General features: G+C 58.5%; 13 protein-coding genes. 3 read left to right on the top strand and 10 right to left on the bottom strand.

Features of this window, described 5'->3' with window-relative positions; genetic code table 11:
• Window positions 1-80: 80 nt before the first annotated feature.
• Window positions 81-857 carry an adenosylcobinamide-GDP ribazoletransferase gene (cobS, locus tag ACP15F_RS05475; RefSeq protein ID WP_424939814.1) on the top strand — a complete coding sequence of 259 codons (777 nt, stop codon included), beginning with the start codon at window positions 81-83 and terminating at the stop codon, window positions 855-857.
• A gap of 52 nt (window positions 858-909) precedes the next feature.
• Here the strand turns inward: cobS and ACP15F_RS05470 are convergent, their stop codons facing one another.
• The 5 genes from ACP15F_RS05470 to ACP15F_RS05450 all read right to left on the bottom strand — a co-directional run bounded on the left by ACP15F_RS05470 (window position 910) and on the right by ACP15F_RS05450 (window position 5,910).
• Window positions 910-1,422, bottom strand: coding sequence for a CarD family transcriptional regulator (locus ACP15F_RS05470; protein ID WP_424939813.1), 513 nt, complete (start codon window positions 1,420-1,422; stop codon window positions 910-912).
• Between the two features lie 284 nt (window positions 1,423-1,706).
• Window positions 1,707-2,042: a ferredoxin FdxA gene (fdxA, locus tag ACP15F_RS05465; protein ID WP_424939812.1), complete on the bottom strand. Its 336-nt coding sequence runs from the start codon at window positions 2,040-2,042 to the stop codon at window positions 1,707-1,709.
• 49 nt (window positions 2,043-2,091) lie between these two features.
• Window positions 2,092-2,520, bottom strand: coding sequence for an RNA-binding S4 domain-containing protein (locus ACP15F_RS05460; protein WP_424939811.1), 429 nt, complete (start codon window positions 2,518-2,520; stop codon window positions 2,092-2,094).
• Window positions 2,521-2,526: 6 nt separating this feature from the next.
• A complete protein-coding gene (locus ACP15F_RS05455; RefSeq protein ID WP_424939810.1) occupies window positions 2,527-5,322 on the bottom strand; it encodes a helicase-related protein in 2,796 nt (931 codons plus the stop codon).
• 39 nt (window positions 5,323-5,361) lie between these two features.
• Complete coding sequence (locus tag ACP15F_RS05450) at window positions 5,362-5,910, bottom strand: tetratricopeptide repeat protein (protein WP_424939809.1); 549 nt, start codon at window positions 5,908-5,910, stop codon at window positions 5,362-5,364.
• Between the two features lie 190 nt (window positions 5,911-6,100).
• Here ACP15F_RS05450 and ACP15F_RS05445 point away from each other — a divergent pair, with 190 nt between their 5' ends.
• Together ACP15F_RS05445 and ACP15F_RS05440 are read left to right on the top strand one after the other, a co-directional pair.
• The gene (locus ACP15F_RS05445; protein ID WP_424939808.1) at window positions 6,101-6,391 is read left to right on the top strand and encodes an SCP2 sterol-binding domain-containing protein; all 291 of its coding nucleotides are present in this window, start codon (window positions 6,101-6,103) and stop codon (window positions 6,389-6,391) included.
• 43 nt (window positions 6,392-6,434) lie between these two features.
• Entirely contained in the window at window positions 6,435-7,400 is a 966-nt protein-coding gene (locus ACP15F_RS05440; RefSeq protein WP_424939807.1) for an alpha/beta hydrolase, read from the top strand.
• A 13-nt stretch (window positions 7,401-7,413) separates the two neighbouring features.
• On the opposite strand, the gene pgi is transcribed toward ACP15F_RS05440, so the two are convergent.
• The 5 genes from pgi to ACP15F_RS05415 all read right to left on the bottom strand — a co-directional run bounded on the left by pgi (window position 7,414) and on the right by ACP15F_RS05415 (window position 12,925).
• The gene (gene pgi, locus ACP15F_RS05435; RefSeq protein ID WP_424939806.1) at window positions 7,414-9,042 is read right to left on the bottom strand and encodes a glucose-6-phosphate isomerase; all 1,629 of its coding nucleotides are present in this window, start codon (window positions 9,040-9,042) and stop codon (window positions 7,414-7,416) included.
• Window positions 9,043-9,075: 33 nt separating this feature from the next.
• The gene (gene pgl, locus ACP15F_RS05430) at window positions 9,076-9,750 is read right to left on the bottom strand and encodes a 6-phosphogluconolactonase (RefSeq protein ID WP_424939805.1); all 675 of its coding nucleotides are present in this window, start codon (window positions 9,748-9,750) and stop codon (window positions 9,076-9,078) included.
• Window positions 9,747-11,201: a glucose-6-phosphate dehydrogenase gene (zwf, locus tag ACP15F_RS05425; protein ID WP_424939804.1), complete on the bottom strand. Its 1,455-nt coding sequence runs from the start codon at window positions 11,199-11,201 to the stop codon at window positions 9,747-9,749. Before zwf ends, pgl begins: the two co-directional genes overlap by 4 nt.
• A 113-nt stretch (window positions 11,202-11,314) precedes the next feature.
• On the bottom strand, window positions 11,315-12,271 hold the full coding sequence (gene speB, locus ACP15F_RS05420; RefSeq protein WP_424939803.1) for an agmatinase: 957 nt from the start codon (window positions 12,269-12,271) through the stop codon (window positions 11,315-11,317).
• Between the two features lie 69 nt (window positions 12,272-12,340).
• Window positions 12,341-12,925: an HNH endonuclease gene (locus ACP15F_RS05415; RefSeq protein ID WP_424939802.1), complete on the bottom strand. Its 585-nt coding sequence runs from the start codon at window positions 12,923-12,925 to the stop codon at window positions 12,341-12,343.
• Window positions 12,926-12,967: the final 42 nt, after the last annotated feature.

The raw sequence follows: 12,967 nt of genomic DNA, 5'->3' as shown, positions 1-12,967 counted from the left end.
GCGAGACTCCTTGATTGATTCATTTCCTCACCCTCTTTACCGATGGGGGACAACTGCAACCAGACTGCAAAAGACCAAATATGACGAAACACGACAGATCGAAGCCGATCCTGCATCCGGCGGATATCCCAGCGGCGATTGGGCTTCTGACGCGTCTACCGATACGGGTGGATGCAGAACTAGCGACCCAACGGTCTGCACTGTCAGCTTGGGCGTGGCCGCTGGCCGGGCTGGTGCCTGCCCTGATCGGATGGGGACTGGGAGTGGCGGCCCTGTCCGCCGGTCTTCCCATGCTTTTTGCAGCCTGTCTGGCGCTACTGGGGCAAATCATGGTCACCGGCGCCCTGCATGAGGACGGCTTGGCCGATGTGGCAGATGGGTTCTGGGGCGGCTATGACCGGGACCGGCGGCTAGAAATCATGAAAGACAGCCGGATCGGAGCCTATGGAGTGATTGCACTGATCCTGTCACTGGGTCTGCGCGCCTCGGCCGTTGCCGTACTGCTGGCCAACCCCGGTGTGCTATCCGCGCTGGTCGTCATCGCCGTCAGCAGCCGCCTTCCTATGGTTCTTCTTATGGCATCCCTACCCAATGCACGTGGGAGCGGTTTGGCCAGTCAGGTCGGACGCCCCCGGGCTGTCACAGCTTGGATGGCGAGCGGCGTCACCGTTCTGATCGTGTTGATCGCGATGCCAAGCGCTCTGCTGCCGCTTCTAGTCTGCATCGGGCTCGGCTCCATCGCGCTGGCTGCACTGGCGAAGGAAAAGGTCGGCGGACAGACCGGAGACGTTCTGGGCGCCTCGCAACAGATCAGCGAAATCATTGGTCTGGCGGTCGTGGTAAGCCTGATCTCATAAAAAAAGCCGCCTGCGCGAATGCAGACGGCTTTTCTAAAGACTTAGGACGAGATCACGCAGCAGCAGCGCGCGACATCAGAACGTCCGAGACCTTTTTCTGTGCGGCCAGCTCGTCACCACCACCTACGGCAGCAACTTCGCGGGTCAGACGCTCCAGTGCAGCTTCATACAGCTGACGCTCGGAATAGCTCTGCTCGCGCTGGTCATCGGTGCGGTGCAGGTCGCGTACAACTTCGGCGATGGCGATCAGGTCGCCCGAGTTGATCTTCTGTTCGTATTCCTGCGCACGACGCGACCACATGGCGCGCTTCACGCGGGCCTTGCCTTTCAGCGTGGTCATGGCCTTGGAAATCTCGTCCGGGCTGGACAGACCGCGCATGCCAACTTCGGTGGCTTTGTTGGTGGGCACCCGCAAAGTCATCTTGTCTTTCTCAAACGAGATCACAAACAACTCAAGCTTGATCCCGGCAACTTCCTGATCCTCGATCGATACGACCTGTCCAACGCCATGGGCGGGATAGACAACATATTCATTCGGGCGGAAATCCAGCTTCTTCTTGCTCATCACAGGCGATCCTTCGCGTCGTTGTTACAGTCGGGTGACATGGTCCGCGAAAATGCGCGCAAACGGCTTTGCTGCGCCGTCTTTGCGCATGGCCATTCGCAATCTTTTCGGAAACAAAACGCCCTGTCTCAGGAACAGAGCGTCACAATCTACCCGTATTTGGGATACAGTATACCACAAAAACAGGGGGTGGAAAAGCGCTGCATCGCAGAACTTTGACCGAGCGGTCAAATCCCGTCATCTAGACGTCTGCCAACCCCCAAGGATTTTGGACTGACCGTCGCTTATTGCTCGGCAGGCTCTTCCGAGAAAAGCTTCTCAAGCTTGCCTTCTTCGCCGTCACGCTCTTCCGCATCAGGCAGCGGATCCTTGCGCTCGACGATCACTGGCCACAGTTCCGAGTACTTCCGGTTAAACTCGACCCACTTTTCCGTTCCCGGCTCGGTGTCCGCGCGAATTGCGTCTGCCGGGCATTCCGGTTCACATACACCGCAGTCGATGCATTCGTCCGGATGGATGACCAGCATGTTTTCACCTTCATAGAAGCAGTCTACGGGGCAAACTTCCACGCAATCAGTGTATTTGCAGGCGATGCAGTTATCTTGGACGACATAGGTCATTGTGGCACCTTCAATTTGGTCTCGGCTTCACTTAGGACAGCACGCGGGATCAATCAAGCATGGACCTGCGGGTTTGGTCCAAGATGCGACGATCTTTCTTGGTCGGACGGCCCTTCCCGACCGTTTTTGGTGCCGATGCTTGTGATTGCGGAACATTGTCCGTTCTATCTGCAGGCGGATCAAGGTCTTCATACAGCGCTTGGGCTTCGGGCGCCGGGCCGCGACGCGATGATAGGGCTTGAATGCGGATCACACGCACCTGTTTGGCCTGCGGAAATGTCAGCACATCGCCCAAAGTGATTCCATAAGATGCTTTGGCGATCTTGTCGCCATTGACCCGCATATGTCCGGCGGTCACCAGTTTGGTGGCCAGCCCTCGGGTCTTGAAAAAACGCGCGTGCCACAACCACTTGTCCACGCGCATTTTCGAACCTGTCGGGGTGGGCAGCGAACCGCCCTTCCCCTGCGCATCCGCCATCGCGGCTTAGCCCTTGTCTTTCAGACCCATCAGGGCCGCTGCAAAGGGGTTGTCCGGATCGATGGCTTTTTCCTTCTTCGGGCCCGACTGATAGCTTTTCGGCTTCATGTCGCGCGGGCCTTTGTTCGGACCCTTGCCCCGCTTGGGCTTGCCGCCCGAACGATCACCACGCGGCTTGCCGCCTGGCTTGCCCTGTCCGCGTTCGCCACGGGGTTTACCAGCGCCACCCTGACGGGCACGGCCAAAGCCACCCCATGTGAAGGTGAAGAAGGCTTCCATTTCAGGGCCGGTGTCTTCGGCAGGAGCTTCAGAGGCTTCGGGCGCTGCTTCAGCGGGTGCTTCATCGGCGGAAGACGTATCAGCCGGAGCTTCGGCGGCGGGCGCTTCAGCAGCACCCTCGGCCACCGCTTTGACTTTCTCGCGCTCACCCTTCTCGGCCTTATAGCCCAGACCCTGCATCAAGTCAGCGAACTGCTCTAGCGTCATACCGGTGATCGACAGCATATCAGCCTTGGCTTCAAAACCGCCACGGCTGTCTTCCACACGCAGTTGATCGGCCAGACGTTCCAGCATGTCGATGCGGATCGCGCGGGCACCTGCGGGGCGATAACCCGACAGAAGGTAAGCTGAGCTGTCCACGCCCTCGACCACGGGGATCGTCACCAGACCGGGGGGCGGGCTTTCGGGGAATTCTGCCAGACCTTTCCACAAGCCGTCCAGAACCAGACGCAAACGAGTCGGCGCGGGTTTCAGCAGAAGCGGCATGAAGATCGTGAACTGACCAAAGCGCACACCGTGTTTGCGCAGCGCGCCACGGGCGTCTTGGTCCAGATCCTTGACCTCGCCCGCAACCTGATCGCGCGGGATGATGCCCAGATTTTCGATCATGCGGAAGCCGAAGCCACGGGCCATGCCGGTCAGGGTCTCGTCCTTTTCGATCGTGGTTAGAGGCTCGAACAGCGCCTGCACCTTGCGGTCGATGAAATGCTGCAAACGGCGGGTGACCTTTTCGGCGACATCGGCACCGGCTTCATCATCGACGAAAGCCTGTACGCGCGGCTTGGCCACGTCATCACCTTTGACCAGCTTGCCCACGGCATGCTCGCCCCACATCAGGCCACCTTGTTCGGTGAAGTCCATCTCGGTGTCGGGCGCGTTATAAAAACGGTCCGCCCGCAGGTGAAACTCTGGCGCCAAGGCCTTCAGGCTGGCTGCCCGCAGGGTTTTGGCTTCTTCCGGTGTTTGGGCGGTGTCCTGGCTGAACCGGAACCCCTCCAATCGGCCAACAAACTGGCCTTCTACCGTCACTTCACCTTTATCGTTCACGTCAGCCACAAGGCTCTCCTTCTGCTTCAACCGGCGCAGCAAAACGCTTGTGCGCCGATCAACAAATCTTTGGGTCAGGCGCTCGTGCAAAGCATCCGACAGGCGATCTTCTACAGCACGAGTCTCGCCGCGCCAATGGCTAACATCGTCCAACCAGTCGCGGCGTTGCGCCACATAGGTCCACGTGCGGATAAAGGCCAAGCGTTTCGACAGCGCATCAATGTCCCCATCGGTGCGGTCAATGCGCTTGACCTGTCGCGCGAACCAGTCGCGCTTGACCCTGCCATGTTGGTGAATGTCGTTGAAAAGCTGCGTGATCAGCCCCGCATGTTCGCCGTGGCTGATGCCCCGGAAATCTGGCAGTTGGCACAGTTCCCACAACAGCGAGACCGAGCGCCCATCGGTCGCCCGCGCGGTCACTTCGGCATCTTTGGCCAGAAGCTTCAGCGCCATAACGTCATCCGCATCGCGTCCACGGGTCAGCCAATCGTTGCCGGTCGGCGCTTCAAGCGAGCGGATCAACGCCGGTATCGTGCCAAAGGACAGATCTCGGTTCCGCCAGAAGACTTTCTTGTCGGGCGCAAATTGGTGCGAACAGATTGCATCCGCGACCTCGTCAGACAGCAGCGGCGCCTCGCCCGTCACTCCGAACGAGCCGTGGTTCATATGTCGCCCTGCCCGGCCCGCGATCTGCGCCAGCTCGCTGGGCAGAAGCGGCCGCATCCGGTGGCCGTCAAACTTAGTCAGGGCCGAAAACGCCACGTGGTCGATATCAAGGTTCAGCCCCATACCGATGGCGTCGGTGGCGACCAGATAGTCGACGTCTCCGTTCTGATACATTTCGACCTGCGCATTTCGCGTACGAGGGCTGAGTGCGCCCATCACCACGGCCACGCCCCCTTTCTGGCGGCGCATCAGTTCTGCAATGGCATACAGGTTGTCGACCGAGAACCCGACGATCGCCGACCGTCCTGGCATCCGGCTGAGTTTCTTGGACCCAGAATGGATCAGCTCGGAAAACCGTTCACGGTGCAGGAATTGTACATCAGGGATCAGCCCGGCAATCACAGGCCGCATCGTATCGGCCCCTAGAAACAAGGTTTCCTGCGTGCCGCGCATGTGCAGAAGGCGATCCGTGAAGACATGCCCCCGCTCGGCATCCGTGCATAGCTGGATTTCATCGATGGCAACGAATTCGGCCCCAAGCCCCAACGGCATGGCCTCGACCGTGGCAACCCAGTATTGGGCGCGGTCGGGAACAATGCGTTCCTCGCCTGTGACAAGCGCCACCGCATTGGGGCCGCGAAGGCTTACCAGCTTGTCATAAACCTCGCGCGCCAAAAGGCGCAGAGGCAGGCCAATGACGCCTGTGCGATAGCCCAGCATCCGCTCAAGCGCATAATGCGTTTTGCCGGTGTTTGTCGGACCCAGAACGGCAGTGATCCGCGGGCCACCTCGCGCGCTGTCGGAAACCATGTTCTGCCCTTTCGACGCCACCGCCCCGATGTCAGGCGGTCAAATATCCTTTGCCCGTTTCTGTTCCAAACGGGCCACGGCGCCTTTTATGTCGTCACTGTGCGGATGTATAGCAAGGGCGTGCCGATAAGCTTCGAGTGCACGGGTTTCATTTCCCAGCTCTTCCAGGATCAAGCCTAGCCCCGTCAACGCTCCGAAATGGCGCGGTTCAAACGACAGGGTTTGCGCGATGTCATTCAGGGAAAGCCCTAGTTCGCCAGACAGATAGAATGCTGTGGCGCGCGCGTTCCACCCTTCGGCAAAACCGGGCGCATGATCCGTCAACGCGCTGAGATGGGCAATTGCGCGCTCCAGATCTCCGTTCTCAAGCGCGTTCTGACCACGCTGCAACAGAAAATCCATCGCGTCCGAGCCGGATCGGGACCAAAGTTCCCATATCTCGTTCTCCAAAGCTTGCCAGTTGCTGTCATCCGCGGCTTGCAGCTGTGAAAACAGGTTGTCCAACTGCTGCTGCCGATCTTGAGCAAGCGCAGAAGATGCTGGGATCCCCCCCACCAAAACCACAAACATCAAGATCAGCGAAAACATGCGCATAAGGAATGTTAGCGTGCAAAACGCTTCGGGCACAGTGACTTTCGCGTGTATCCCGCAATGGGAGTAACAATTATGGTAAGTTCCCTTGCGTCGGGCGCCCGAAAACAGGTTTACGCGCACGGAAACTTTGATCTAGCATGATCAGGACATCCATGCCCAACGGGCCATTTTCGGAGGAATAGAATTGAGCGATGTGATCAACACGGCTGTGGCCGCTCTGAGCGATAAAGTAGGCGGCGGATTTGACGGCGGCACCGCCAAGTTCGTTATCAATGGCGAAGGTGGTATTATCATCGACGCTGACGGCGTACGTGCTGGCGATGACGAGGCTGACGTGACCCTGACTGCGGATGCCGACGTTTTCCAAGACATGATGTCGGGCGAACTGAACCCGACCACCGCCTTCATGACTGGTAAACTGGCCGTAGACGGCAACATGGGCCTTGCCATGCAGTTGGGTGCTGTGCTGGCCTGACCACCTGTTGGGTTCCCCCAAAGTAACGATTAGGACACGTGGCATGGAACATTCTGACGCCCCTTTGTTCGACGATATCGCGCAAGGCCCGGCCAATGGCCGGGCTTTCTGGCGTAACACCTCGGACGGAGTACGGATCCGTCTGGGGCTTTGGCCCGCAGCACAAGGCGTCGGCAACGCCGGCACCGTCCTGCTGTTTCCTGGGCGCACGGAATATATTGAAAAATACGGCCTGATCGCTGCTGAGTTGGCGGAACGAGGTTTTTCGACCCTCAGCATTGACTGGAGGGGACAGGGCCTGTCGGACCGCGCCGACCAAGATCGGCTTCTAGGCCATGTCGGGCACTTCTCAGAGTATCAGTTGGATGTCGCCGCCATGATGGCGCTGGCTGAAGAACTGGACCTGCCCCGCCCTTTGATCCTTCTGGGGCATTCCATGGGTGGCTGTATAGGCCTGCGGTCGCTGCAAGAAGGGCTGGACGTTAAAGGCGCGTGTTTCAGCGCGCCCATGTGGGGCATCACCATCGCTTCGGCATTGCGTCCCATCGCATGGGGCATCTCTTGGGCCCTGCACCAGACACCTTGGAAACTGATGCTGACCCCCGGCACGGCACGCAAGACCTATGTCGACATCCAGCCGTTCGAAGACAACATGCTGACCACCGACCCCGAGATGTACGCGCTGATGCAGCTTCAGGCCAGTTCTCGCCCCGAACTGACGCTTGGGGGACCAACGGCTGGCTGGCTCTATGCCGCACTTCGCGAAACCACGGACCTGATGAAACTGGCTACGCCGCGCACGTCATGCATTACGTTTTTGGGAACTCAGGAGCGCATTGTTGAAACGGACCCGATCCACGATGTGATGGGGCGCTGGCATAACGGCCAGCTGAAACTGATGCAGGGGTGTGAACACGAAGTGCTGATGGAGGCTGGCCCCATTCGCAGCCAAGTCTATGATGCCATTCACCTGTTGGCGCATTCCGGCGGAACGGTGAACGCTGCCTGATTACTACTATTAATCAGGATCTTACATCACTTAACTGATCCAATCTCTCAATAAGAGACTGAGTGGATCCGTCCAGCCCATCGGCCGATGCTTCCCCCCGCAAGACCGGCGCAAGCGCAACGGCAAGTTCCTTGCCAAGCTCTACCCCCCATTGATCAAACGAGTTGATGCCAAGAAGCACCCCTTCCACAAAAACGCGGTGCTCGTAGAGGGCGATGATCGCCCCCAACGTTTCGGGTGTCAGCTTGGGATAGACCAAGGTGGTGGATGGGCGGTTTCCGGGGAAGACACGGTGGGCCGCTTGGCGCTCCAACTCGTCCCCTTCAAACCCCTTCGCGTGCATCATCTCGCGCGCTTCTGACAGGCTGCGGCCCAACATCAGGGCCTGCGACTGAGCAAGGCAATTGGCGACCAAAAGCTGATGCTGATGCACCAGATCGCGCTCGTGCCCCACTGCCCCGACCATGAACTCGCACGGAATGATATCCGTGCCCTGATGGATCAGCTGATAAAACGCATGCTGACCGTTTGTTCCCGGCTCGCCCCAGACCACCGGGCCGGACGGAAGATCCAGCATCGTGCCGTCCAACGCGACGCGCTTGCCGTTACTCTCCATCTCGAGCTGTTGAAGATAGGCGGGCAGTCGCGCTAGCCGCTGTTCATACGGAAGCACTGCGCGGGTCGTATATCCACAAACCTGACGATGCCAAAACCCGACCAAAGCCAGCATGAGCGGCATGTTCGCACGGCCTTCGGCCGTTTGGAAATGCGCGTCCATCGCGCGGGCACCGCCCAGCATCTGTTCAAACCTATCTGCTCCGATCGCGATCATCAGCGACAGACCGATGGGCCCCCACATCGAATAGCGCCCACCGACCCAGTCTTCGAAACCAAAGACCCGCTCGGCAGCGATGCCCCATTCCCCTGTCTTTTCCAAGTTCGACGACAGAGCCGCGAAATGCAGACCAACGACATCGGCAGGTACATCACGCAATAACCAATCGCGCGCCGTCGTGGCGTTGGTCATGGTTTCAATGGTTGTGAAAGTTTTCGAGGCCACCAAGATCAGCGTTTCCGCCGGATTGAGCGCACCCAGAACATCCGCAATCTGTGCCCCGTCCACATTGGACACAAAATGCACGCGCGGCCCGTCGTGATAAGGCGAAAGCGCTTGAGTGGCCATAGCTGGGCCAAGATCCGATCCGCCAATACCGATATTCACCACATCTCGGAAGCGACCGCCCCCCGGCGCACGGATCTGTCCCGAGCGCAAACGCGTCGCAAAATCCCGCATCCGCGCAAGTGTGTCGTGAACACCCGGCATGACGTCCTCGCCATCCAGGTGCACCTCGGTCTCGGGCCCTGCACGCAGGGCTGTGTGCAGCACTGCACGATCTTCGGTCAGGTTAATCTTGCTGCCTCGAAACATCTGATCGCGCCAAGCTGCCACCTTTGCTTCGTCGGCAAAGGACAAAAGCAAATCAACGGCCTGATCATCCAGACCCGTTTTCGACCAGTCAAAGAACAAACCGGCACCCTCAGAGCTGTAACGCGCTGCCCGATTTGGGTCAGCGTCGAACAAGTCCTGAATAGGCGTTTCGGTCAGTTTGCCATAATGGGCAATCAGCGTTTCAATACTCATAATCTTCCCCAGGGGCTTGGCGTTCGCCCGCGTTTATTCCGCCCAATGTACGGTCATATCCGACATCACGGCCTTTACCGGCGCAAGACGGGTGTGTTTCTCGGCCATCGCTTTATCAAGCGCAGCACGCTTCGCGTCGCCAAGGATCAGCAGGTGCTTCGACATTGCCCCGTTCAAAATGGGGGCGGTCAACGTCACACGAGGTTCATCCGCGCCCGGTGCACGCATTGGCAACAAAGGCGGTGCGTGGCGGGACAGTGCTTCATCCAGATGATCGGCACCCGGAAACAGGCTGGCCGTGTGCATATCTTCGCCCATACCCAACAACAAAACCGAGATTGGAGTGATTGCCTCAATCCCACGCGACAGCGCGGGCAAGGCATCCTCGGGGCGCGGATTGTCTGCATAGAGCGGCACTAGATTGGCCTTGGCCGCTGGCCCAACCAACAGGCGTTTGCGCAAAAGCGCCGTGTTCGAACGCGGACTGTCTTCCGGCACCCAGCGTTCGTCCGTCAGCAGAACATCCACTCGCGCCCAATCCAGATCCACAGCGCTGAGCGCATCGAAAACCGGCCCCGGCGTTGTGCCTCCGGGCACTGCCAGAGATGCCCGGTCTTCGTGATCCAACATTGAGGTCAGCTCGGAGGCCAGCACATCGGCCAGATCCAACATCATCATGTCTCGATCGGGGTATTCTACAAGATTCATTCGCGAATCTCCCTCCAGCGGCGGCCATCCTTGTGAAGCAGCATAAGCGCCTCTTCCGGCCCGGTCGAGAACGGGTCATAGCTGATTGGCTTGTCCCGACGATGTTCCCAGTCTTCAATGATCGGGTCAGTCCAGGCCCAGGCGGCTTCGACCTCATCTCCGCGCATGAACAGCGTCTGGTTGCCGCGGATCACATCCATGATCAGGCGTTCATAAGCATCAGGAGAATCTGCGATCTCCTCACCCAAAGCCTCGGCAAAGGTCATATCCAATGGCACGTCGATCAGGCGCATTCCGCCCGGCCCCGGCTCTTTGATCGTAACTTTCAGGTCCATGCCTTCGTTGGGCTGCAGTCGAATGGAAAGCTCGTTGGCGGATTGGCCCGTATCAGCTTCGAAAATGGAATGGGGCGGCTCTTTGAAGCGCACGACGATCTCGGACATCCGCGCCTTCAGGCGTTTGCCGGTGCGTAGATAGAAAGGTGTGCCGTTCCAACGCCAGTTCGAGATGTGCAGCTTCATGGCCACAAAGCTCTCCGTGTCGCTTTTGTCGGTTTCCGCATCAACCAGATACGACGCGGTATCGTCTTCGCCCGCATATTGCCCGCGCACCAAGTCTTCAGGGGCCACCGGATCGAGCGCACGGATAATTTTCAGCTTTTCATCGCGCACCGCATCCGAATCGAATTTCGAGGGCGGCTCCATCGCGGTCAGGCAAAGAAGCTGCATCAGGTGGTTTTGAACCATGTCGCGCATCGCGCCCGATTTATCATAGTATCCGCCGCGCCCCTCAACCCCGACGGTCTCGGCGACAGTGATTTGGATATGGTCCACGTACTGGGCATTCCAAAGCGGCTCGAACAGCATATTGCCAAACCGCAGCGCCATCAAATTCTGCACGGTTTCTTTTCCAAGATAGTGGTCAATGCGGTAGATCTGGCTTTCGTCGAAATGCTCGGCCAAGGTGGCGTTCAAAGCACGGGCCGTTTCAATGTCATGTCCAAAGGGCTTTTCAACCACGATCCGCGCCTGTGGCCCCGCGATACCTTTGGTATGAAGGCGTTCAGCAATCGGTCCAAACAGACTCGGCCCGACCGAGAAATAGAACGCCTGCACTCGATCCGGATGGCTCTTTGCCTTCAATTCTGCCCAGCCATCGTCGCCCAGAGCATCCACCTGCACATAGAACAGCGTTTCGCGAAACGCGGACAGCGTGTCCGGGTCGCATTTGCGCTTGGACACAAAGCTGCGCACGGCCTCTTCCACGAAATCGCGAAAGCCCTCGTCGTCCAAATCACTGCGTGCGGCACCGATGATGCGCGCCCCTTCGGGCATCTGACCGTCTCGGAACCGCCGATACAGACCGGGCAAAATTTTGCGACGCGAAAGGTCCCCTGTACCCCCAAAAATCACCAGATCAAAAGGATCGACAGGAATGACACGCGAGACCATTGGTAACTCCAGATATGTTAGCGCTAACTATTCTACTCAACGGCCTTCTAACCGCTTCATTCGCTCAAGTCTAGCATCCTTGTGGCGGGTCACAAGTAAATGACGGTCAGGGATCAGCCCTGCCCCGCCATAACGCATAGAAGTTCGAACATGATCGATGCACCCAGATATGCGGTCGCGCCGCTGGGATCAAAGGGGGGCGACACCTCAACCAAATCAGCGCCGACGATGTTCAAACCCTGCAAAGCACGCACGACCTGAAGCGCCTGATAGGAATTCGGTCCGCCCACCTCGGGCGTACCCGTTCCTGGAGCATAGGCGGGATCAACGAAATCAATGTCATAGCTAACATAGGTCGCGCCTTGACCGGCGATTTCTCGGGCTTCGGCCATAACGTCGTCAACACCGCGGGCATGGAAGTCTTCGATGGGAATCACCCGGATGCCCACACTGTCAGCAAAGTCGCGATCTTCATCGTCATAGGCTGTACCACGGATGCCGATCATAACCACACGTTTCGGGTCCAGCAGACCTTCCTCAACCGCACGACGGAAGGGCGTGCCGTGGGTGTACATGGTGCCGTCGAAATACGAATGGAATAGGTCCGTATGGCTGTCGAAATGCACCATGCCAACCGGTCCGTCCTTGGCCAGTGCACGCAGAATCGGAAGGGTGCACAGGTGATCTCCGCCCCCCGTAAGGGGACGGATGCCAGCAGCGTGAACACGGGCATAGAACGCCTCCATCCGCTTCAGGCTATCCATAACATCTGCCGGGTTCGGGGCAACATCTCCAAGGTCCGCGCATTTCAGCGCCTCGAATGGACGCACGCCCGTCGCCCCGTTTTGCGCACGGATCATCGTGGACATATCGCGCAGCTGGCGCGGGCCGTGACGCGGCCCCGGGCGGTTTGTCGTACCGCCATCCCAAGGCGCACCGATCAATCCGACCTGTACGTCTGAAAACCGAGGGTGGTCAAAGTCTACATGGGGCAACCGCATGAAGGTCGGCACGCCCGCGAAACGCGGCAGATCGAAACCTGAAACGGGGGTGAAAAACGGATCTGACATTGTGGCCTCCCTGCTGTTTGCAAGGACGCTAGCGGGTCAGCCCCGCGCCGTCATGCGAAATCCGACAGTTCAGGCGTCGAGTTCCGTATCCCAGTACAGAAAGTCCATCCAACTGGCGTGCAAGTGGCCGGGCGGGAACTTACGCCCGACATTGCGCAGCTCTTCTGCTGTTGGTTGACGCGCGGGCTTGCGCAGAGACAGCCCTGAATGCCGCAAGGGTTTCGAGCCCTTACGTAAGTTGCACCGCTGACAGGCCGCCACCACGTTCTCCCAACTGGTCACTCCCCCTGAAGCACGCGGCACCACGTGATCAAAGGTTAGATCCCCCTTCGCGCCGCAATACTGGCAGCAAAATTCGTCCCTTAGAAATAAATTAAAGCGCGTGAAGGCCACGCGCTTTTGAGGTTTCACATAGTCTTTCAGAACCACAACCGAGGGGATCTTCAGCTCGATTGACGGGCTTCTGACCACCTCGTCATATTCAGCCAATATGTTGACCCGGTCCAGCACCGCCGCCTTCACAGCTTCCTGCCAAGGCCACAGGGACAGCGGATAATAGGACAAAGGCCTGAAATCCGCGTTTAACACCAAAGCCGAGTGCTGTTTGACGCCCCCGCCTTCACGTACAAAATCAGTCCTGAAGTCTCCATCCATGACGCATCCAATCCTCGCCCGTCTACATCCTCAATCGGTTGT

Source organism: Aliiroseovarius sp. S253 (assembly GCF_049800855.1).
Taxonomy (GTDB): domain Bacteria; phylum Pseudomonadota; class Alphaproteobacteria; order Rhodobacterales; family Rhodobacteraceae; genus Aliiroseovarius.
Note: the sequence above shows the minus strand (reverse complement) of the source record. Positions and strands in the feature narration are given on the sequence as shown.